This is a genomic window from Bacillus sp. BPN334 (assembly GCF_008368885.1).
GTDB lineage: Bacteria > Bacillota > Bacilli > Bacillales > Bacillaceae_G > Bacillus_A > Bacillus_A wiedmannii.
Genome location: NZ_QOZW01000006.1, coordinates 639,513 through 662,662, shown reverse-complemented (window position 1 = coordinate 662,662; position 23,150 = coordinate 639,513). Strand labels below are relative to the sequence as shown.

Here is a 23,150-nt window from a genome sequence, read left to right as displayed (position 1 = left end):
TTCTTATGCCTCCCTTCTATACTTTCCAGCCACTTGTACAAATAAATCTTCCAGGTCATCATCCTTATTCAGTTTCCCCTGATACCCCAACACACCGCCTGAGATAATCCCAACATGATCTGCAATTTGACTTACTTCGCTTAAAATATGACTGGATAAAATGACAGTAATTCCTTTTGTGGGAAAGGAAAGGATTAATTTTCTTAATTCCTGAATCCCAAAAGGATCTAGTCCATTCATCGGTTCATCTAATATTAAAAACTTCGGATGATTCAGCAATGCAATCGCAATTCCCAATCGTTGCTTCATCCCCATAGAGAATTCCCTCGCTTTTTTCCTATCTGTATTCTCTAGCTCCACAACATGCAATACTTCATCAATCCTTGATTTAGGTAATCCTAAAACAGTCGTACGAACCAACAGATTTTCTCTTGCTGTTAAATTTTCATAAAGTGGCGGAGACTCAATTAAAGCACCAATAGAATGTAAATCTTGCCGCGTCCATTTATGACCATCAAAATAAATCTCACCAGAAGTAGGTATAAGCATACCTGTTATCATTTTTAAAGTTGTCGATTTCCCTGCCCCATTAGGACCTAACAATCCATAAATTGCATATTTTGGTACAGAAAGCGAAATATTTTGTACTACACTTTGCTTTCTAAATGTTTTGCAAAGATTTTTTGTTTCTAACATCATCTCAGTCATCCTAAACTTCCTCCTCGTATATTGTAATTCTAGAGTAAACGACAATTATAAGGATTCTATAAGGAAAATAAAAAAACATAGAGAAAAAGGAAAAGCTTTTTCAAATGCTATATGTATGAAACTATAGATTCACTTGATTTTTCTACACATGGTTACAAATGAAAAATTTATAAAAAAATGAAAAGCTTTTAATATAAATGCAAACAAAAAAGAAGCGATTTATTTCATCGCTTCTTTTTTATTAAATCATATCCAAAATGACAGTATCCCTACATAACCCTCTTAAACATCTTCTCCAACTCATAAGTAGAATGATGCACAAGAATTGGTCTTCCGTGCGGGCATGTGTATGGGTTTGTTGTTGTACGTAGTTCTTCCAATAAAGCAAATATTTGATCGTTCGTTAAATATTGATTTGCTTTAATGGACGCTTTACAGCTCATCATGATGGCTGCTTCTTCACGTAATTTTTTAATATCAACTTTTTTTAGTTTGACGACTTGTTCCATCATTTCGTCGATAATTTCTGTTTCTTGTCCTTTCGGGAACCACGTTGGATGTGAGCGGACGATAAAGGATTGATGACCGAATTGCTCTAAGAACAGTCCAACTTTTTTCAGTTCTTCTAGTTGCTCTTCGACACGTAAAAATTCAGTAAGAGATAAGTCAATACGGTATGGTACAAGTAGCTCTTGTACTTCTTGCGCTACTCTTCCTACTTTGTCACGGAAGTATTCATAATTAATACGTTCCTGCGCGGCATGTTGGTCAATCATATATAAACCTTTATCATTTTGAGCGAAAATATATGTTCCATGCATTTGTCCAATTGGATAAAGCGGTGGTAAGTCATTACCGTTCATTTCAATCTCTTTTATTTCCTGAACTTCTTCTTCCAATTCCTCTAATTCAAAGTCTTCATCGTTACTGTTCCACGATTTCTCTTCTCGAATTGGTTCTTCTATTATCGGTTTAGTAGATGGCTGCCAACTTTGTTCTTCTCTTACGAGCGACTGTGTTGGTTGCCATTCTTGTTTCGGCGGTTGCCACAGTTGTGCTGGCTGTTTCACAGCCAGTGGTTCTTCTCGTTTTTCATCCATGCCCGTCGGTAAAATGATGTCCGGCATAGATGGCTCTTTCGGCTTCGCATGCTCAAACTTGAACTGTTCTTGCACACTTTCATCTTTTTCTTTTTTCTTCGTTGTTACACCTGCATCTGGGATGAGCTGTATTTTTTTAAATGCTGCTTGCAATGTTTCTTCGATAAGTTTTAGCAATTCTTGTTCTTTACTAAAACGGACTTCTAATTTCGCAGGATGTACGTTAACGTCAACAAGCATTGGATCCATTTCAATCGATAAGAAACCGATTGGATATCGTCCAATTGGCAATAATGTATGGTATCCTTGCTGAACTGCTTTCATTAATACGAAATTTCGAACGTAACGACCATTTACGATCGTTGACATATAATTTCGAGATGCTCTCGTTACTTCTGGTAGTGTTACATAACCTTTAATTGTGAAATCTAAAGATTCAGCTTCAATTGGAATAAGCTTTTTCGCAACTTGAATGCTGTAAATCGATGCAAGTACTTGTCTTACATCACCATTTCCTGATGTGTGAAGCAATTTCTTTTCATTATGAAACAGCTTTAATGATACTTCTGGATGTGACATTGCAATACGATACACGATATCCGTAATATTCCCAAGCTCTGTATGAATGGTTTTCATATATTTAAGACGCGCTGGTGTATTAAAGAATAAGTTTTGTACTGTAATATCTGTTCCTTTTCGGCTCGCTGTTTTCTCCTGCTTTATAATGTCTCCACCTTTAATCATAAGGTGTGTACCAGGCGCATCACCTGTGCTTGTGATTAATTCTAATTCACTAACTGAGGCAATACTCGGCAATGCCTCACCGCGGAAACCGAGTGTTCTAATGCGAAACAGATCGTTTTCATCTTTAATTTTGCTCGTCGCATGTCGTTCAAAAGCGACGATACAATCTTCTTCTGCAATGCCATCCCCATTATCAATGATGCGAATTTTTGATAAACCAGCTTCTTCTAAGTGGATTTCAATAGATGTACTATTCGCATCGATAGAATTTTCCACAAGTTCTTTTACGACTGAGGCAGGGCGCTCTACTACTTCCCCTGCCGCAATTAAGTTAGAGAGTTGATCATCGAGTTTGCGAATTTTCCCCATCTACTTACTCATCCTTTCTTTAACTTTTTCTGCAAGCGATACAGTTCGTTCATCGCCTCTAAAGGTGTCATATCAAGTAAATCAATTTTTTTAATTTGTGCAAGTACCGTCGTTTCTTTTGCATCTAGCACTGACTTGTCTTGTTTTTTTGAAGACTGTTCTCCACCAAAGAATGATAATTGCGATTCTTCCTCAGTCTCTACTTTCGGCTCTTGTATTTCTGCTGGTTCTTCTTTTACAACAGCTGGTTCTGGAGCCACTTCTTGTACTTTCACTTCTGTACGCTTTGGAATAATAATTTCTTCTTGTCCTTCTAGTTGCGCTAACACTTCTTTCGCACGAGCGATTAAGCTATCTGGAAGCTCCGCAAGTTGCGCAACGTGAATTCCGTAACTTTTATCAGCTGCTCCATCTTGAATTTTATGAAGGAATACTACTTTTCCGTTTTCTTCAATAGCTGAAACGTGTACATTCTTCAATTGTCCTAAACTTTCTTCTAGCACCGTCAATTCATGATAATGCGTAGAGAATAACGTTTTCGCACCAATTTGGTCATGAATATGTTCAATGATTGCTTGTGCAAGTGCCATACCATCATAAGTAGATGTACCGCGTCCAATTTCATCGAATAAAATTAAACTTCTTTCTGATGCATTTGCAATTGCATTTTTCGCTTCTAACATTTCGACCATAAATGTACTTTGACCCGAAATTAAATCATCCGCTGCACCAATTCTCGTAAAGATTTGATCGAATACAGGTAATACCGCTTCTGTTGCTGGTACGAAACAACCAATCTGTGACATAACAGTTACAAGTGCTAATTGTCTCATATACGTACTTTTACCAGACATGTTCGGTCCTGTAATTAAAAAGACATCCATCTTCTCCGGCATAATACAATCATTCGGTACATACAATTTCCCGTTCAATACTTTTTCAACGACAGGATGACGACCATCTTTTATAAAGATTTCGCGCTTAGTTGTTAAAACAGGTTTTACAAACTGTTCTTCTTCACTAACTGTCGCGAAACTTTGCAGTACGTCTAATTCACTAATTACTTTCGCTAAATGTTGTAATTTCGGAATAAATACTTTTACTTCTTCACGAAGCGCTGTAAATAAATCGTATTCTAATTGTACAATTTTTTCTTCTGCTTCTAAGATTAATGTTTCTTTTTCTTTCAATTCATCTGTAATGAAACGTTCCGCATTAGCAAGCGTTTGTTTACGCTCATAGCGGCCTTCTGGAAGTGCTGCAAGATTCGCCTTCGTCACTTCAATGTAGTAGCCGAAAATACGGTTGTACCCGATTTTTAATGATTTAACTCCTGTAATATCACGCTCTCGTTTTTCAAGCTCAGCGATCCACGTTTTCCCGTTTTTACTAACGTAACGATATTGATCAAGCTTGTCATTATAACCGTCTTTAATAATATCTCCATCTTTAATAGAAAGTGGTGGGTTTTCTTGAATACTTCTTCCTAGTAATTCAGTTAAGCTCTCACATGGATCCGCACTTTGAATTAACCTTGCTGCATAAGCATTATCTAATAGACTAATCGCTTCTAAAATAGCTGGTACTTGAAGTAAAGATCGTCTTAACTGTAATAAGTCCCGTGCATTCACATTACCAAATGCAACTTTCCCTGCTAAACGTTCTAAATCATATACTTCTTTTAATTTTTCTTTTAAATCTTCACGTAAGAAGTAATCATTTACAAATGTTTCAACCATTTCTAAACGCTCTTCTACTTTTTCTTTTTGAATCAGTGGACGTTCCATCCACTGTTTTAACATACGACCACCCATAGCTGTTTTCGTTTTATCTAATAGCCATAATAATGATCCTGTTTTTTCTTTCGTTCGAAGTGTTTCTGTCAGCTCTAAATTTCGCTTTGAATGCACATCAATTTTCATAAATTGATTCGTATAATAAATTTCCACTGGTTGCAAATGGTCTAACGAACGTTTTTGCGTTCTTATCACATAGTTAAATAAGCGTCCAACTGCTTTAATTAACTTTGCTTGCGAAACGTTTTTCACAAGATGTTCTAACCCTTCCGGAATCGTTGTTGCATCTTCATACGAAATCGTCATTTTTAATGTTGCAGTTAATTTATTTAATTCATCTTTTGAAAATGTAGAATCTACAACAATTTCTTTTGAACCAGTTGCATACACTTCTAATAAAATATCTTCTACTGAACCTGTTAACAACGTTACTGTATTTTGTCCAGTCGTTAAATCATTACAAGCTAAAGCATACGATCCATCTTCAAAATGTGTTAATGCTGCTAAGAAGTTATTTTCTTTCTCATCAATAGTACGCCCTTCCATCATCGTTCCTGGCGTAATTAGTTGTACGACTTCACGGCGCACTACACCTTTAGCTGTTTTTGGATCTTCCACTTGCTCACAAACAGCTACTTTATATCCTTTTTCAACAAGTTGTTCAATATAATTTTTAGCTGCATGATGCGGTACACCGCACATCGGTATACGATCACTACTACCACCATCTCGGCTCGTTAATGTAATTTCAAGTTCATGAGCTGCTTTAACCGCATCTTCAAAGAACATTTCATAAAAATCACCTAATCGGAAAAATAAAAAGGCATCTTGATAGTCTGCCTTAACCTTTAAATATTGCTGTATCATAGGGGTATATTGCGTCATACTTTTCCTCCATAATTCTTACATAGTAATCAATTTTCATATATGTCACACTTCACGGACATCCATATCTCCTATTTCAGGAGTCTTTCCTCATTATAGCACATTTCATAAGGAATCATGTTCATTCAAGCATCACTTATGTAAAGTAAAAAGCTAGGAAGAACTTCTCCCTAGCTTTCTATTACTCTTCTTCTGCATCGACGATAAAGTTCGGATCTAATTCTTCAAACTCATCATCATCGACTTGGAAATCCTCGTCTGATTCTACACAACCTTCAGGATTTACACTTACACAAATTTTCGTTTCCCCAACTACTTCTGTTACAAATTCACGTTCTACAGTTACAACAATTTTATTACCATTTGGTGATACAAGAGCTTCTAAACAATTTGGTGGCTGAATGACACGAGCAATAATTTCTAAATCATCACCAGAAAAGTTTTTATCACGATACCCAATACTCACTTCATCAGTGTAGTTCACACGTTCTGTTACAACTTCTGTCTTTGTATTACCATCAAATGAATACCAAGTGTTCACATCATAGAAACCTTCAATTTCCACATGCTTTCCATTCTTTCTTGCTTCGTACGAGTGGTTAATTACCCAGCACCCTAAAATACTTGTTGGCTCATTATTCGATTCACATGTATGCGTTGACTTTGTATACTTACGTCCTTTTCCAACCACTGCTTTTGTAATAATCTCTCTAAATTCGGACATTCGTAACCCTCCTCAATCACTATTCACTTAATCATATGCGTGACAATAGCGGAATGTGTCATTCTTTTTTCGAGAAGAACTTACGTTTAACCCACTAAAAAAAGAGATGTCAATTCGACATCTCTTTAACAACCACAATTTCCTTTTTTACTTTCTACCGCCGCACCCGTTTCACCCTTCAATACATCGCCATTAGTTGAAATTAATATTTCATCTGTTACGTTGTTAGAAATCGTACTTGCAACTAGCTGTAGTAAGTCATTTACATATGTTTGTGAAGATTTAAATTCTTGCACAACTGGGATACTATCCAACTTATCTTGCAATGCATCAATGTCAGCTTCTACTTTTTTCAAAGCTTCCCATTTCCCGTAATGCTGCAAGTTTACTGCTTGTTTTTGCAGTGCTTTAATTTCATCAATTGCGCGCTTTACATTTTCATTTTTATGAATTTGCGCCTCTGCTTTCTTAAAGAAATCAACTTCTTCTGTTTCAGAAATCATTTTTGCTAATTCTTTCGCTTGTTCAACAATTTCATCTTTCGAATATGCTTTCATCTATTATTCCACCTCAATCGGCTCTTCAACTAATTCCCCGTTAAGAGACCAAGTTTTTGCTTCCGTTACTTTTACTTTCACAAGCTGACCAATTAAAGATTTTGAAGCGATGAAGTTTACAAGTTTATTCGTACGAGTATAACCTGCGAGTACTTCTGGATTATTTTTACTTTCCCCATCAACTAACACTTCTACAATTTGACCTTTGTAACGATTATTCTTTTCAATTGCCAACGTATTTACTAGTGTATTTAAGCGTTGAAGACGTTCTTTTTTCACTTCCATCGGTACATTATCTTTCATTTTTGCAGCTGGTGTACCTTCGCGCGGAGAATAAATAAAGGTAAAGGCAGTATCAAATCCTACTTCACGATATAACGACATCGTTTCTTCAAATTGCTCATCTGTTTCATTTGGGAAACCAACGATAATATCAGTTGTGAATACTGCATTTGGAATTGCTTCTTTAATTTTTCTTACAAGTTCTAAATAATGCTCACGTGAATATTTACGCGCCATAATTTTTAACATATCTGTGCTTCCAGATTGAACTGGTAAGTGAATATGTTCTACTAAGTTTCCAGCTTTTCCAAGCACTTCAATTAAGTGATCATCGAAATCACGTGGATGGCTCGTTGTAAAACGAATACGAGCAATATCAACTTTACGGAGTTCGTCCATTAAATCGCCAAGTCCGTATTCAAAATCTTCAAAGTCTTTACCATATGCATTTACGTTCTGGCCAAGTAACGTAATTTCTTTATAACCATTCGCAGCTAAATGACGAATTTCTTGGATAATGTCTTCTGGACGTCTGCTTCGCTCTTTTCCACGTGTATACGGCACGATACAATATGTACAGAACTTATCACAGCCATACATAATATTTACCCAAGCTTTAATATCACCACGGCGTACTTTCGGAAGGTTTTCAATTACATCCCCTTCTTTTGACCAAACTTCAACTACCGTCTCCTTCGAGAACATTGCATCTTTTAGAATATACGGCAATCTATGAATATTATGCGTTCCAAACACCATATCTACATGCTGATTTTTTTGCATAATTTTATTTACAACAGATTCTTCTTGAGACATACAACCACATACACCAATTAAAAGGTCCGGATTTCTTCTTTTTAATGACTTTAAATGACCTAGTTCACCGAACACTTTATTTTCAGCATTTTCACGAATTGCACAAGTATTTAATAAAACTACATCTGCATCTTCAGTTGAAAAGGTTGGCTCATATCCAAGTGCGGTGAAAATACCCGCCATTACTTCCGTATCATGCTCATTCATTTGACAACCATATGTACGAATATAGAACTTTCTTCCTGTACCAAAATTGCGAAATTCTTCAGGTAAGCCAAAATCCCGTTCAATTTTAACTTCTTCTTTCCCTCGTTTTTTCGCGTCTTTTAAGGAAGGTGGTTGGTATACACTTTCAAAGTATTTACTATAATCTTTCTCTTCTTTTTTCGTAGAGGAATTTGCTTGTTGACTTGCTAATCGTTGTTGCTCGTTCATCGGTAATCTCCTTTCACCCTTAACTATACACACTCTATAGTCCATTTTAATGCGCTTTGACTCACCTCAAAAATGGTTAGATAGCTTGAGAGATAACTTGTCCTTTGAAACTTGAGTAATCAATCTAATCATTCATAAGAATGAAGTCTTCCCCACACAAATAGACATTCCCTTTTCATACTTCTTTTTGTCCTATCCAAAAGCATATTGCTTTATCCCTATAAACATTACCATAGTATGAAGCGTTGCGCCAATTTTAACAAGAAAGAGGCTCTGTCTGATCTTACATTTCATCAGCAATGAACTCGCCATTTTCATACAACGATTTATATATTATTTTACCATTCTGAATTTTCTAAGTAAATAAGACTACCCTATATTTTTTACTCATAAAAAAAGGTTACCAAATGGCAACCTCCTCTTCTTATATTACATAAATTCAGCAACAAGTTCATCAAACATTTTCTGATCCATATTTAAATCAGCTTGCACTAAAGGCTTCTCACTATAGCCTTTTACAAGTTCTTGGTATGAAGGTTGCGCTGTATTTTGATATATTAAACCTGTTACTAATCCGTTATTTTCCATTAACGTTTGCATAGCCATCATGCGATTAGACGGATCATATCCCTCTACTGTACTTAGTTTTGTTAAATTTTCTTTAAACCAATCGTAAGTATTTACTTTATTGTAAGTAACACATGGGCTGTATACGTTAATTAATGAAAATCCTTTATGGTTAATACCAGCTTCAATAATTTGTGTTAGTTCTTTTAAATCACTTGAAAAGCTTTGCGCCACAAATGTCGCACCAGCTGTTAAAGCCATTTCCATAACATTTAGTGACGGTTCAATTGAACCTTGTGGTGTACTTTTCGTTTTAAATCCAGCTTCACTACGCGGTGAAGTTTGCCCTTTTGTTAATCCGTAAATTTGGTTATCCATTACGATGTACGTAATGTCGATGTTACGACGAATAGAATGGATTGTATGTCCCATACCAATCGCAAATCCATCACCGTCACCACCTGATGCGATAACTGTTAAATCACGATTTGCCATTTTCACACCTTGTGCAATTGGAAGGGCACGACCATGAATACTATGCACACCATATGAATTAATATAACCCGAAATACGACCTGAACAGCCGATACCGGAGATAACAGCAAGTTCATCTGGATTTAAGCCAACGTTAGCTGCCGCACGTTGAATTGCAGCTTGCACCGAGAAGTCTCCGCAACCTGGGCACCAGTTTGGTTTTACACTGTTACGAAAGTCCTTAAATGTTGCCATTTAATACAACCCCTTTTTTGCATTCGTTGTAAATCTCTTTCGGCAAGAATGGGTTCCCATCATATTTTAAAAGACTAGAAATTTTCTCACCGTTACCAAGATTCATTTTCATAATGTTAGCAAGCTGACCTGTTGCATTGTTTTCTACTACTACAACACGCTTCGCATTTTTCACAAGTGGATCGATTTCAGCTGTTGGGAACGGGTGAATTAAACGCACATGAGCATGGTTTACTTTCATACCCTCTTGTTCTAAGCGCTCCATTGCCTCTTCGATCGCACCACGAGTTGAGTTAAATCCAACAAGCAATACGTCCGCTTCTTCATGCTTAACATTTTTATAGACAGGGGTGTTAAACTTCAAGTTCTCCATTTTACGGAAACGTTTGTCCATTTGATCTTTACGGTTTATTGCTGATTCAGATGGTTTACCAGTTTCATCATGTTCTACACCTGTAACATGGTGAACACCATTTTTCATACCAGGTAAAACACGTGGTGAAACGCCATCTTCGGTTACTTCATAACGCTTGAAGTATGCTTTATTTTCACGTTCTGGTAATTCCGCTTCTAAATCAAGCTTACCGCGACGAATTTCCACTTTATCTAACGTAAGCGGTTCTACAGTTTGTTTTCCTAAAGAAAGCTGTAAATCCGTTAAGAAAATAACAGGTACTTGATATTCTTCAGCTAGGTTAAATGCTTCTACAATATCATAGAAAGCTTCTTCAACTGTACTTGGCGCCATTACGATTTTTGGAATCTCACCGTGCGTACCGTAAATCATCGCCATTAAATCCGACTGCTCTTGTTTCGTTGGTAATCCTGTACTTGGACCACCACGTTGTGTATCAACAATTACTAATGGTGTTTCTGTAATACCCGCTAAACCAATCGCTTCCATCATTAAAGATAGACCCGGACCAGCAGATGCAGTTAATGTACGAACACCAGCATAGTTTGCACCGATTGCCATTGTACAAGCTGCGATTTCATCCTCAGTTTGGATTACTGTTCCGCCAACTTTTGGCAATTTTTTAATTAAGTATTCCATAATTTCAGATGCAGGTGTAATTGGATATGCAGACATAAAGCGAGCACCACCAGCTACCGCACCAAATGCGATTGCATCGTTTCCAATCATAAACATGCGTTTCTTACCATCAGCTTTTTCAAGCTGCATCATGTTTACTTTCTCACCTAGCAATTCTTTCATATATTGAGAGCCGCGCTTAATTGCGTCCATATTCTTTTGAACAACTTGCTCTCCTTTACGACCAAAGATTTCTTCAACAACATCTAAATAAGCTGTTTCATCTAATCCTAATACCGCACTTGATGCCCCAACAGCAACCATGTTTTTCATTAATGATGTGCCTAATTCTGAAGCAATATCTGTAAACGGTATCACATATAGATTTACATCTGTATTATCAGGTATTGTTGGATTAAATTTCGCATCCGCAACTACAATTCCACCTGGACGTAGTTCGTGGAAGTTAAAATCAATTGTTTCTTGATCAAAAGCAATTAGAATATCTAAATCATCTGAGATCGCGCGTACTTCTGTTGTACTTACGCGAATTTTATTATTTGTATGGCCGCCTTTAATACGTGATGAGAAGTGGCGGTAACCGTATAGGTAATATCCTAATCGGTTTAATGCAATACAGAAGATTTCTCCTGTACTTTCAATTCCTTCACCTTGTTGGCCTCCAACTTTCCATGAAAGTTGACTAATCATCTCCTACACCCCTTTTGGCTGCATTCATTGTAGTGTATTTTTTTACAGTAATAGTTTAGCATTTTTTATACAAATAAACTACAACGGACGCAAATTATGCCTCTTCTGATTTCCCTGAATCTTTAGTATAAAGCTATTTTGTTTTTCATTCTAGTATTAGGTCTTAAAAAAAGCAATAATATCAAATGAATTAATTCTAATTTTTCTGGATTTTTAAAACAAAAATCTTAAAAGCTTATATGATCAACAAAATTATCATATAAAAATCGCTCTACTGTAGATGCAGCATAGTGTTTACAAAGCTCATTAATTACATTTTCATATTCTCCATACGCTGATACATTTACAACTGTTTCTAATATCCCATCAAAATCCGAACCAAACCCTATATTGTTCTCTCCACCTAATGAACAAATATATTCGATATGTTTTACTATATCTGCTATATTCGCTTGTTTTTCACTTATTAGAAACTGTGGTACGAAAGTAACACCAATCATGCTATTTCGCTTTATAAGAGCTCTAAGTTGTTCATCGTTTAAATTACGTGGGTGCTGACAAAGTTTCATACTATTTGAATGGGAGGCAATAGGATTTTTTGCAATTTCTATCACATCCCAAAAGCTTCTTTCATTCAGATGCGACACATCAGTCCATACATGTAACGTATTAAGTTCTTGTACAACATGTTTACCAAAGGTCGTTAAACCCGCCCCACGTGTCTCTAGCGCACCATCAGCTAATAAATTGGCATAATTCCATGTTAGTCCAAAAGAACGTACTCCTAGACGATAAAACAACCGTAATTTCATTGCATCTTTTCCAATTGCTTCGCATCCTTCTAGTGTTAATATCGCTCCAATCTCGTCCTGTTTTAACATGTTAATATCATCTTTTGTCTGAATAAACTTTACACCCGGTAATGATAAAATTTCATTATAAAAAATATCTACCATTTGTAATGCCGCTTCAAATCGTTTTTCATATAGCACCGTTTCTGGCACATATATAGCAAAACATTGTATACTTCCTTTTCTTTTCTTTAACTGTTCAAATGTAATATGTAATTGCGGATCGTTTTTAAAATCCTTTTTCCCCTGTGCACTCCATAACTGAAAGAGTACATCACAATGAGCATCAAAAATTTTCATTTCCATTCCTCCATTATAAAAACAACCTGTTTGCATACTGCAAACAGGTTGTTTAAACTTAACGAGGTTCTACAATTAATTTTATTGCTGTACGCTCTTCCCCATCAATCATAATATCTGTGAACGCTGGGATACAAATCAGGTCCAAACCACTAGGCGCTACAAATCCTCTTGCAATTGCTACTGCCTTTACCGCTTGGTTCAATGCACCTGCACCAATGGCTTGAATTTCTGCTGTTCCGCGTTCGCGAATAACACCTGCAAGTGCACCAGCTACAGAATTAGGGACCGACGTTGCTTTAACTTTTAATATTTCCATTCCGCGTTTCCTCCTCGTTTCTATAAAAAGTATTAGCAATTATTTCACTTTAACTTATATTCACGAGGAATGACGCGTATTCCTGCTAAATTTCTGTAATTTTTCTAAAAAATTAAAAAATAATAACTTTTCTAAATTCTATCCAGGAATTACTCAAAAAATGGCTGATCATCATTAATTAAGATACGCTGGATTTTCTTAGCTTTTCCTGTATTAGGATCCACATCAACTAACACTGCACTTAATTGTGTTCTACCACTTGTCACTTCAAATCGTACTGGTAAGTTTGTTAAAAACTTCTTCAATACCGCTTCTCGATCCATACCTAAAATCCCATCGTAAGGTCCTGTCATACCAACATCTGTGATATATGCGGTTCCGCTTGGTAAAATACGATTATCTGCTGTAGGAACATGTGTATGTGTACCCACTACTGCCGTAGCACGACCATCTACATACCAACCTAACGCTTGTTTTTCACTTGTAGTTTCCGCATGAAAATCAATAAAGATAATATTCGTACGTTTTTTTGCAATGTTAATCAATTCATCCACTTTACGGAATGGGCAATCAATCGGAGGAAGGAATGTACGTCCTTGTAAGTTAATAACTGCAACTTCTGTTCCATTACAGTTCACAAAGATAAGTCCTTTTCCTGGAGTTCCTTCTGGGAAGTTAGCTGGTCTTGCAAGATATTTTGCGTCATCAATAAATTCAAATACTTCACGGTTATCCCAAGCGTGGTTTCCAAGTGTAACCGCTTGTGCCCCGCATTCTAAAAAGTTTCGATATATTTTTTCCGTAATTCCACGTCCACCTGCTGCATTTTCTCCATTAATAATGGTTACTGTAGGTGTATATTTCTTTTTTAATGCCGGTACGTATTGTTGAATCATACCTCTACCAGGAGATCCTACTACATCCCCAACAAATAATATTCTCATATGTCTTACCCTTCCTATGTACTACATTTTTTATTACTATAGCTTCAAGTGATTTCCTTACAATATATTTATTATAAGTTTGTTTCACTTATATACTAGGTATAACTAATTTCCTTTATTTTAACCAATTCCAACACAAAAAAATAAAGTGGTGTTTCACCACTTTATTTTGCGTATTCCACTGCACGTGTTTCACGAATAACAGTTACTTTAATATGTCCTGGGTAATCCAGTTCATTTTCAATACGTTTTCGAATATCACGAGCTAAACGATGAGCTTCTAAATCATCAATTGTATCTGGTTTTACCAGAATACGAACTTCTCGTCCTGCTTGAATTGCGAAAGATTTTTCTACGCCTTCATAAGACTCTGAAATCTCTTCTAACTTTTCAAGACGACGAATATAGTTCTCAAGTGTTTCACTACGAGCTCCAGGTCTTGCAGCTGATAATGCATCTGCTGCTGCAACTAAAACTGCAATGATAGAAGTTGGTTCTGTGTCCCCATGGTGAGATGCAATACTGTTTATAACTACAGGATGCTCTTTATACTTCGTTGCGAGTTCGACACCAATTTCAACGTGGCTACCTTCTACTTCATGATCAATTGCTTTACCGATATCATGTAATAGACCAGCACGTCTTGCTAGTTTTTCATCCTCACCAAGCTCCGCTGCCATAAGTCCAGTTAAATATGCAACTTCCATAGAATGTTTTAAGACGTTTTGTCCGTAACTTGTACGGTATTTTAAACGACCTAAAATCTTAATTAAATCTGGATGTAATCCGTGAACACCCACTTCAAACGTTGTTTGCTCTCCGACTTCGCGAATATACTCGTCCACTTCACGTCTTGATTTTTCGACCATCTCTTCAATACGCGCTGGGTGAATACGTCCGTCCTGTACTAGTTTATCAAGAGCGATACGAGCTGTTTCACGACGAATTGGGTCGAATCCAGAAAGGATAACTGCTTCTGGTGTATCATCGATAATTAGGTCAATACCTGTTAACGTTTCTAACGTACGAATATTTCGACCTTCACGTCCGATAATACGTCCCTTCATTTCGTCATTTGGAAGATTTACAACCGAAACGGTTGTTTCAGCAACATGATCAGCTGCACATCTTTGCATTGCAAGAGATAAAATCTCTTTTGCTTTCTTATCCGCTTCTTCTTTCGCACGAACTTCACTTTCTTTTACCATTACGGCAATTTCATGAGAAACTTCACTTTCTACTTTACCAAGAATAATTGCTTTCGCTTGTTCGCGTGTCAGATTGGAAATGCGCTCTAATTCTGTTTGTTGCTTTTGAACTAACTCTCCCACTTTGCTTTCCAACTCTTCAATCTGTTGTTGTCTCGCTACAAAAGAATCCTCTTTCTTTTCTAACTGTTGCTCGCGTTTATCGAGCGTTTCGTCTTTACGATCAAGGTTCTCTTCTTTTTGCATTAAACGATTTTCTTGTTTTTGTAATTCGCTTCTACGGTCACGAATTTCTAATTCAGCTTCTGTACGAAGTGTATGAATTTCATCCTTTGCTTCTAAAAGCGCTTCTTTCTTAAGTGCTTCAGCCTCACGATTCGCTTCGTCTAGAATACGTTTCGCTTCATTAGCTGCACCATTAATCTTCGCTTCAGCAATAGACTTTCGAACAAAAAAGCCAACAACTGCACCGACTGTTGCAAGCAAAATGGAGATGAGTATCCAAACTGTACTACTCATGATTTCACCTCCCCTTGCTATGAATGAAAAAAGACTGTCGGCATGTACATTGAATACCAACATACAGCAAAGACCGTCGTCCCGCTTTTTTAAGGGACTTTCTTCATTTCACAATTAAAATGTCATATTATTATTTCGGCAAGATTTAAGTCTTACTCCGAATATTACTTCTCTTCTTGAGAAGAGTGTTTCGTATATAAGAAAAAATATACATTCTCATTGTATCTATCGCAATTTTCATTGTCAAGCGTTGTCTACTTTTACTTTCTTTACCTTCAGCCCTAATTCATATATGAATTTAAAAAGAAGACAGCATATTATCCTGGAAAACCTTAGTAAATTCCAGTTTATGCATACAAAACATGCATATATCCCTCTTTATACATAGCCTTTTAGGCAGATTAAATATTTTATCTCCAATGATATACAACGCTTTCATAATGATTAAAAAATAAAAGACACGGAACCGTGTCTTTTATTTTTTAATCTTGAAGATTTGAATCTTCCGTGTCTTCAGCACCAGAGTCTTCACCAATTCCGTGATGGTCACGAACAAAGAAGGCAATTTCCTCTCTTAAATCCGTATTCTCTTTTAAGAATTGCTTCGAATTTTCACGACCTTGCCCTAAACGCTCTTCATTATAAGAGTACCAAGCACCACTCTTTTGAACGATATCAAGTTCAGAAGCCATATCTAAGATTTCACCTTCTCTTGAAATACCTTCTCCATACATAATATCAACTTCAGCAACACGGAATGGTGGTGCCACTTTATTTTTAACTACTTTTACTTTTGTTTTATTACCAACGATGTCATTGCCTTGCTTTAATTGCTCCGCACGACGTACTTCAAGACGAACTGTTGAATAGAATTTCAACGCACGACCACCTGGAGTTGTTTCTGGCACTATCTATAGATTTTCCATCTCTATAGTCCGGACTATCTCTTCATCTCTTTACAGAGAGCCTTGCACTTCCAGCAGTAGCCTATCATCTGCCGTACCCTACTCAGTTAACTAAAAGTCCTTTTCGGTAGTCTCTACACCTTCCCCATATAAATATGAAGCTTGGCACGGTATTACCCTAAATAATGGTGGGCTTCACCGTTAGCAACTATATAAATAGTTACACCCTTAGGCAATAAGGTTCACAAGGTTTTTTAACATGCTATCACTAGCAAGGGAAACCCATGGTAAACTCCTTAATCTTTTGTGCGACTTTTTCTTTATTTACTAACTCTTCTTCATGTATAACAAGATATTTATAGCAGCTCTCTTCCATAAATAAAAGTTTTCTTTTATCTCGTTCTTTTATTTTTTTGAGTGAGTGTGCCCATTTCCCATGGACGTCTAAACAATATTTTCTACCTAAGTAGAAATCAATAGACCACTTATCGATTCTTTTTTGCTTAATGAACGCCAGATCTAAGCTTAATAATATCTGTTCAACCTGTTGTTCCAGTAAAGTATCATAATTTTTCTTTCTGACCTTTACATTAAGCTCTTTTCTCCTTTTAGCAACACATGTATAGGATACGCCATACTTAACGGCAATTTCAACATGTGATAAATATGGATTTTTTAACTCCTGTTCAACTTCTGCGGTTTTAGGTAAATAAACCTTCCTATGTCTGGTTCTTTTAATTCCGAGTAACTTTAATATTTCACCTACTCGCCTTTCATCAAGATTAATTTCTTTACCTATATCTTTTAATTTTCTCTCCGCATGTGTCGCGATAAAATCCACTTGCCATTGTTCTATGTTTCGATAAGTTCTATTTCCAATTGTCACTGCCACCTTAATCTCTCCTTATAAGAAATCCCTTATAAAGACTTAAATGAAGAAGACAAATAAAGATTCAAGTACTACGCTCTGATTAAGCAACTTGTGGTTGATTTCCGAACATAACCCCAACTTTTTCACGAATTTGGTTAATAAAGATTGCAATTGTTTTTGATTTATTGATTGCACCTGACAGCTTACGAAGTGCTTGAGACATTAAACGAGCTTGTAGACCTACGTGTGAGTCCCCCATGTCTCCTTCAATCTCAGCTTTCGGTACAAGTGCTGCTACAGAGTCAATTACGATAATATCAACCGCGCCACTTCGTACAAGTGCTTCTGCGATTTCTAGTCCTTGCTCTCCTGTATCAGGTTGTGATAATAGTAATTCATCTATGTTAACGCCTAATTTTTGTGCATATACAGGATCCATTGCATGCTCCGCATCAATAAACGCTGCTTGTCCACCTTGACGCTGTACTTCCGCGATTGCGTGTAATGAAACTGTTGTTTTACCTGAACTTTCTGGTCCATAAATTTCGATAATACGGCCACGTGGGTATCCGCCTACCCCTAATGCCACATCAAGTGCTAAAGAACCACTTGAAATTGTAGAAATTCTACGCTCCGCTTGTTCTCCTAATTTCATAATTGAACCTTTACCGAATTGCTTCTCTATTTGTTTTAACGCCATATCTAACGCCGCTTGACGATCACTCATTCAAAATTCCTCCTTAACTGAATTGCTAATCTTATTATACCTATTTTCAATTCAATTTGCCAACAAAATCGAACATTTATTCGATTTTTTTATTTTCCATTAAATAAAAATGAATTTAACCATAAAAAAAGCTAGAAGAAACTTATATCTCTTCTAGCTTTTTATATAAATGATAAAATCCATATTTCACCGAACGTTCCCTAATTTGTTGACGACTTCCACTTAAAATAAGAGGAAAGACTACAGTTGGTTCATCCTTCATCGCCAATCCAACGAATACTGTTCCCGGCTCTTTATGTTCTGAAGCATCCGGTCCTGCTACCCCAGTGAAACTAATTCCGATATCCGCTTTTAATAAGCCCTTAACATTTTCAGCAAGATAACGAGCACATTCTTTACTAACTGCACCATCAGTAGACAACACTTCCGCAGGTACATGTAAAACATGTTGCTTCACATCATTATGATAACAAATGACACCGCCTTTAAATACTGAAGACACACCAGCACTTTCTGTTACTTGATTGCCGAAGAGACCACCGGTTAAACTTTCTGCACACGCTAAAGTTAATCCTTTTTTCTTCAATAACTCTATTGCCTTATCATGCAGAAACTCTTGATCATACCCGTAGAAAAATTTTCCTACTCTTTCTAAAATCAAATCTTCCATATGCTGAATGCGTTTCGCAGCTTCATCAGCATTTTGATGTTTGGCAGTTAAACGTAGTGTCACTTCTCCATCATTCGCAAGGGGGGCGATTGTCGGGTTCGTTTGTCCATCAATTAAATCTTGAACTTTCACTTCTAATTGAGATTCCCCAATCCCGAAAAAGCGAAGCACACGAGAATAAATGTTTTCTCCTGTTGTAAAGTTACGTAAAAAAGGCTCTACATAACTTATATACATCGGCTTCATCTCTTTCGGTGGTCCTGGTAATAAAATATAAACTTTCCTGTTCTTATTTAGCCCCATACCAGGTGCCATGCCGTGATCATTCGCAAATACAGTTGCTCCATTCAAAACGAGCGCTTGCTTTTTATTATTCTCTGTGAACTCGCGACCTGTACGCTTAAAGTACTCGCTTATCGATGCTAATGCCTTTTCATCATATACAAGCTCTTCACCCAAACTAGAAGATATCGTTTCTTTCGTCAAATCATCTTTTGTCGGGCCTAATCCACCTGTGAAAATAAGTATGTCAGCACGTTCTTCCGCAACTTCAATCGCCTGCTGTAATCGCTTGTTATTATCTCCAACTACAGTATGGTAGTACACATTAATTCCGATTGAAGCTAACTTTTCAGATAAAAACTGGGCATTTGTATTTGCAATTTGTCCAAGTAATAATTCAGTTCCAACCGCAATAATTTCAGCATTCATCCCAATTCCCCCATAAACTTCTATTTTGAGTTTACAAAAGCAGCTCTATTTTTCCAGAAATAATCCCACCCTGAAATAACAGTAAAGATTAATGCAATCCATATGAAAATATCAGCAACTGGGATATGGATTAAATTTAAAGGTACATCGTGTAATAAATACGCCGCAATTGCAATAATTTGTGTCCACGTCTTAATTTTCCCTAACTGATTTGCTGCCACTACTTCTCCTGTTCCAGCAAGTACAAGACGTAAACCAGTTACTGCAAACTCACGGCTGATAATTACAATAACGATCCAAGCAGGTACGTATTGCATCTCAACTAATGTAATAAGTGCTGCTGAAACAAGTAATTTATCAGCTAACGGGTCAAGAAACTTCCCTAAATTCGTTACAAGATTATACTTTCTTGCGTAATGTCCATCAATCCAATCTGTAGCCGAAGCAATAATAAAGATAAGTGCCCCTACTAAATGTTGAATTGGTAAATCAACATCACCAATTGTGTATGAACCCCAATCAAAGGGCGCTAACATAATTACCATAAAAACTGGAATTAAGAAGATTCTAGATATTGTAATTTTATTTGGTAAATTCACAGCTATTCCTCCATCATATCAAAAACATTTGTTCATTGAAAAAAGTCATCGAGGCGATGACTATTATTGTGCAGGTTGCCCTATCCCTTGGTTTTTTATCACCAATCTTTGGTGAAGTTCTTTTTCTGGATCCAATGGATAAGCGACCACTTGGCCATTCAGTTTAACTTCAACATTCGTTGCATTCCCAATATTAAGTCGCACTTCTTTTAATGTTGATACATCACGTTTTTCTATTTGGCCCTCTTGTACTGTAGCGTTTAGAATCACATTCCCCGCATCATCTTTAACATCTACATAGCTCGCACCTTTACCCGATATTTCCAGTTCTAATGTTTTATTGTTATGAATTTCCAAAGTAGATACTTTACCAGTTGTACCAACTACTTTTACTTCTTCTTGTCCCGTTGGTTGTGCTGGTTGTTCCTCTTTCTTTGGCTCTTCTTTCTTTGGTTCCTCTTTTTTCGGCTCTTCCGCTTTCACTTCATCTTTCTTCGTATCTAACGGAGAGTTTTCTGCTTTTTTAACTTCAATTTTCTCACTTTGAGCATTCGGAACTTTCTCATCACCTTTTCCAGTTAACGCTTGGAAAACAAACCAAATTACCACTCCAAATGCAATTACTAATAGCGCAACTAAAACTTTCGGCATATGATCTGCAATTGGCCATGATGAAGATTTTTGCATTGTTTCTTGCGTTTTCTGTCCTGTTGATACTTGTGGAACGTCGCGTTTTTCAGATTGTGGTATCGTACTCTGATATTCTACAAGCAGTTCCTCTCCATTTAACCCAACCGCATCTGCGTATTGTTTAATGAATGCACGCGCATAAAAAGCTCCGGGCAATACATCATAATTGCCTTCCTCAATCGCTACTAAATGGCGTTTTTGAATTTTTGTAATCTCATGCAGCTGATCCATAGACAAGCCCTTCGTTCCTCTTGCTTCTTTCAGCTTTTGTCCTAATTCTGTCACTACTAACACCTCAATATTTCTTTAAAAGTCAAACATAGAGAAATTATTTTGCGTACCTTGCTCAATTTCATCTACTAAATTATATTGGATTTCTTCATCATAATCGTTACGCAACTCGATAATATAATCAAAATCATCCAATGTGTATTCTGACTGACTCACAAATACGTCAGGATGTTCCACAACTTTCGTTGCAGGTAATCTCATAATTTCACGAACAAGCTGCCAATGCCTTTCGTTAGCACGCTTTGTTGACACGATTCCATCTAAGATAAAAATATTGTCGTCGCTATACTCATCTTCAATCAATTGACTACGAACAGTTTGCTTAATAAGAGTAGATGATACAAATAACCATCTTTTATTTGCACAAACACTTGCGGCAACAATGGATTCTGTTTTTCCGACTCGAGGCATTCCTCGTATCCCGATTAGTTTATGACCTTCTTTTTTCATTATTTCAGCCATAAAGTCTACAAGTAACCCTAATTCATCACGTACAAATCGAAATGTCTTCTTATCATCTGCATCTCGTTGTATGTACCTACCATGTCTAACCGCTAGCTTATCTCTTAGCTTTGGCGGACGATATTTCGTTACCGTTATGTTATCCATCGTATTTAAAATTGATTCAAGTCTAGAGATTTGCTCTTGATTATCACACATAAGGAGTAATCCACGTCGTGCATTATCTACACCATTAATTGTGACAATATTAATGCCGAGCATACCGATTAACGAAGAAACGTCACCAAGCAAGCCAGGTCGGTTTTTATGTATTTCATATTCAAAATACCATTCAATCATCCAAGATCACTCCCCTTGCTTACTTTACACCTACGTACTATATTATATGATTTCACCTTAATAGGGAAGCTAAATGTATAATCTATCCTGCGTTATTATTATACAAAAAAAATAGAGAGGAGAATCTCCTCTCTATTTTTTACTTATGCTGTACAAACTTCACCATTAAGTTTGCGATTGTATGTTGCTCTTGTTCATCAGCGACTTTCCAAAGCTCAGACAATAATTTCTCTTGATCGTTGCGCGCTTCTACTTCATTTGCTAAATAATCTCCAACACGAAATGCCATATCTGATACAGCACCACCATCAAGACCTTTTCCTGATGCTTGTTCTAAACGTTCTCCTAAAAAGCTCTTCCATTGATCAAAATTATCTAAAACTGACATGTTTAAGCACCTCACTACTTAGTAATAGAATCATGCTTAATTTGTACAGTTTTTTATTTTTTATGTAAGAATTTTTTAGCAATGCCAACCGCCATTCACTCCGATAATTTGTCCAGTTATGTAAGAGGCACCTGGTGACACGAGAAATGACACTGTTTTCGCTACTTCTTCTGGTAATCCTAATCGTCCTAACGGAATCTCTTCAGCAATTTCATTCTTATCCTCTTCTGAAAATACGTTTAACATTTCCGTTTCAATTGCACCTGGCGCTACCGCGTTCACTCTTACTCCACTTAATGAAACTTCTTTTGCTAATGCTTTCACATATGAATTTTGTGCACCTTTTACCATCGAATAAAGCACTTCACATGATGCGCCGATTTGGCCCCATATAGACGAAACAAGTACAATATTACCGCTTCTCCGCTGAATCATTGATGGCAGTGCCATTGATAATAGTTTATAGATGCTCTTCACTTGAAGTTCTACCATATAATTTAATTCATCGTTCGTTACATCTGTTACGAGTCCAAAAATACTCTTCCCAGCTGCATATACGATAACATCAAGAGGATGTTCAATTTGTTCCCACAATTGCTCCGCTCCATCACTAGAAGCTAAATCCGCTTGAACAGGAATCACTTCCCCCCACTCTTTCTGTAACTCATTCACTTGCCCTTCACCGTTATTATAATGAACATATACTGTATATCCATCTTGAATTAATTGTTTTGAAATAGCAGAGCCAATCCCTCCGCTTCCTCCAGTTACTAATGCATACTTCTTCATACAATTCCTCTCTTATCTCAACAAAATCTTTTTCCTATAAATAAAGTGAAACTTTAATCAGTGGGTGGATGAACATCCCCCACTGATTATTAGTTGAACCAATCGGGCTTT

Annotated in this window: 19 protein-coding genes and 2 pseudogenes; all 21 read right to left on the bottom strand. The window is 36.7% G+C overall.

The genetic code is table 11. From position 1 onward, the window contains the following. Positions 1-3 precede the first annotated feature (3 nt). The 21 genes and pseudogenes from DN393_RS10475 to ymfI all read right to left on the bottom strand — a co-directional run bounded on the left by DN393_RS10475 (position 4) and on the right by ymfI (position 23,039). Entirely contained in the window at positions 4-708 is a 705-nt protein-coding gene (locus tag DN393_RS10475) for a lantibiotic protection ABC transporter ATP-binding protein (RefSeq protein ID WP_000138158.1), read from the bottom strand. A gap of 269 nt (positions 709-977) precedes the next feature. Beyond that, positions 978-2,921 (bottom strand): DNA mismatch repair endonuclease MutL, encoded by a 1,944-nt coding sequence (gene mutL, locus DN393_RS10470; protein ID WP_149173484.1) that lies wholly within the window; start codon positions 2,919-2,921, stop codon positions 978-980. An 8-nt stretch (positions 2,922-2,929) separates the two neighbouring features. Continuing rightward, a complete protein-coding gene (mutS, locus tag DN393_RS10465) occupies positions 2,930-5,602 on the bottom strand; it encodes a DNA mismatch repair protein MutS (protein ID WP_149173483.1) in 2,673 nt (890 codons plus the stop codon). A gap of 181 nt (positions 5,603-5,783) precedes the next feature. Continuing rightward, positions 5,784-6,326, bottom strand: coding sequence for an outer spore coat protein CotE (gene cotE / locus DN393_RS10460; protein WP_001288802.1), 543 nt, complete (start codon positions 6,324-6,326; stop codon positions 5,784-5,786). A 125-nt stretch (positions 6,327-6,451) separates the two neighbouring features. Continuing rightward, positions 6,452-6,883 carry a YlbF/YmcA family competence regulator gene (locus DN393_RS10455; RefSeq protein ID WP_000649386.1) on the bottom strand — a complete coding sequence of 144 codons (432 nt, stop codon included), beginning with the start codon at positions 6,881-6,883 and terminating at the stop codon, positions 6,452-6,454. A 3-nt stretch (positions 6,884-6,886) separates the two neighbouring features. Continuing rightward, on the bottom strand, positions 6,887-8,416 hold the full coding sequence (miaB, locus tag DN393_RS10450) for a tRNA (N6-isopentenyl adenosine(37)-C2)-methylthiotransferase MiaB (protein WP_149173482.1): 1,530 nt from the start codon (positions 8,414-8,416) through the stop codon (positions 6,887-6,889). A 429-nt stretch (positions 8,417-8,845) separates the two neighbouring features. Further along, complete coding sequence (locus DN393_RS10445) at positions 8,846-9,712, bottom strand: 2-oxoacid:ferredoxin oxidoreductase subunit beta (protein WP_000190158.1); 867 nt, start codon at positions 9,710-9,712, stop codon at positions 8,846-8,848. Next, complete coding sequence (locus DN393_RS10440) at positions 9,699-11,456, bottom strand: 2-oxoacid:acceptor oxidoreductase subunit alpha (RefSeq protein WP_000625413.1); 1,758 nt, start codon at positions 11,454-11,456, stop codon at positions 9,699-9,701. Before DN393_RS10440 ends, DN393_RS10445 begins: the two co-directional genes overlap by 14 nt. A gap of 227 nt (positions 11,457-11,683) precedes the next feature. Next, positions 11,684-12,607, bottom strand: a complete 924-nt coding sequence (locus DN393_RS10435; RefSeq protein WP_088047318.1) for a dipeptidase — start codon at positions 12,605-12,607, stop codon at positions 11,684-11,686. A gap of 58 nt (positions 12,608-12,665) precedes the next feature. Beyond that, complete coding sequence (gene spoVS / locus DN393_RS10430) at positions 12,666-12,926, bottom strand: stage V sporulation protein SpoVS (protein WP_000404341.1); 261 nt, start codon at positions 12,924-12,926, stop codon at positions 12,666-12,668. A gap of 149 nt (positions 12,927-13,075) precedes the next feature. Then, positions 13,076-13,870 (bottom strand): TIGR00282 family metallophosphoesterase, encoded by a 795-nt coding sequence (locus DN393_RS10425; RefSeq protein WP_001221093.1) that lies wholly within the window; start codon positions 13,868-13,870, stop codon positions 13,076-13,078. A gap of 164 nt (positions 13,871-14,034) precedes the next feature. Continuing rightward, the gene (gene rny, locus DN393_RS10420) at positions 14,035-15,597 is read right to left on the bottom strand and encodes a ribonuclease Y (protein ID WP_064475030.1); all 1,563 of its coding nucleotides are present in this window, start codon (positions 15,595-15,597) and stop codon (positions 14,035-14,037) included. A gap of 482 nt (positions 15,598-16,079) precedes the next feature. Beyond that, positions 16,080-16,502, bottom strand: a pseudogene (locus DN393_RS10415) (recombinase RecA family protein); the annotation flags it as partial. Positions 16,503-16,770: 268 nt separating this feature from the next. Further along, the gene (locus DN393_RS10410) at positions 16,771-17,394 is read right to left on the bottom strand and encodes a PDDEXK family nuclease (RefSeq protein ID WP_088047317.1); all 624 of its coding nucleotides are present in this window, start codon (positions 17,392-17,394) and stop codon (positions 16,771-16,773) included. Positions 17,395-17,491: 97 nt separating this feature from the next. Further along, a pseudogene (gene recA / locus DN393_RS10405) lies at positions 17,492-18,100 on the bottom strand (recombinase RecA); the annotation flags it as partial. A gap of 142 nt (positions 18,101-18,242) precedes the next feature. Continuing rightward, entirely contained in the window at positions 18,243-19,481 is a 1,239-nt protein-coding gene (cinA, locus tag DN393_RS10400; RefSeq protein ID WP_088047316.1) for a competence/damage-inducible protein CinA, read from the bottom strand. Between the two features lie 20 nt (positions 19,482-19,501). Then, the gene (gene pgsA, locus DN393_RS10395) at positions 19,502-20,080 is read right to left on the bottom strand and encodes a CDP-diacylglycerol--glycerol-3-phosphate 3-phosphatidyltransferase (RefSeq protein WP_048563304.1); all 579 of its coding nucleotides are present in this window, start codon (positions 20,078-20,080) and stop codon (positions 19,502-19,504) included. A gap of 63 nt (positions 20,081-20,143) precedes the next feature. Then, positions 20,144-21,055 carry a helix-turn-helix domain-containing protein gene (locus DN393_RS10390; RefSeq protein WP_000137490.1) on the bottom strand — a complete coding sequence of 304 codons (912 nt, stop codon included), beginning with the start codon at positions 21,053-21,055 and terminating at the stop codon, positions 20,144-20,146. A gap of 21 nt (positions 21,056-21,076) precedes the next feature. After that, on the bottom strand, positions 21,077-21,862 hold the full coding sequence (locus DN393_RS10385; protein ID WP_000574107.1) for a DUF3388 domain-containing protein: 786 nt from the start codon (positions 21,860-21,862) through the stop codon (positions 21,077-21,079). Positions 21,863-22,001: 139 nt separating this feature from the next. Then, the gene (locus tag DN393_RS10380; protein ID WP_000114455.1) at positions 22,002-22,250 is read right to left on the bottom strand and encodes a DUF3243 domain-containing protein; all 249 of its coding nucleotides are present in this window, start codon (positions 22,248-22,250) and stop codon (positions 22,002-22,004) included. 75 nt (positions 22,251-22,325) lie between these two features. Then, on the bottom strand, positions 22,326-23,039 hold the full coding sequence (ymfI, locus tag DN393_RS10375) for an elongation factor P 5-aminopentanone reductase (RefSeq protein WP_048563302.1): 714 nt from the start codon (positions 23,037-23,039) through the stop codon (positions 22,326-22,328). Positions 23,040-23,150: the final 111 nt, after the last annotated feature.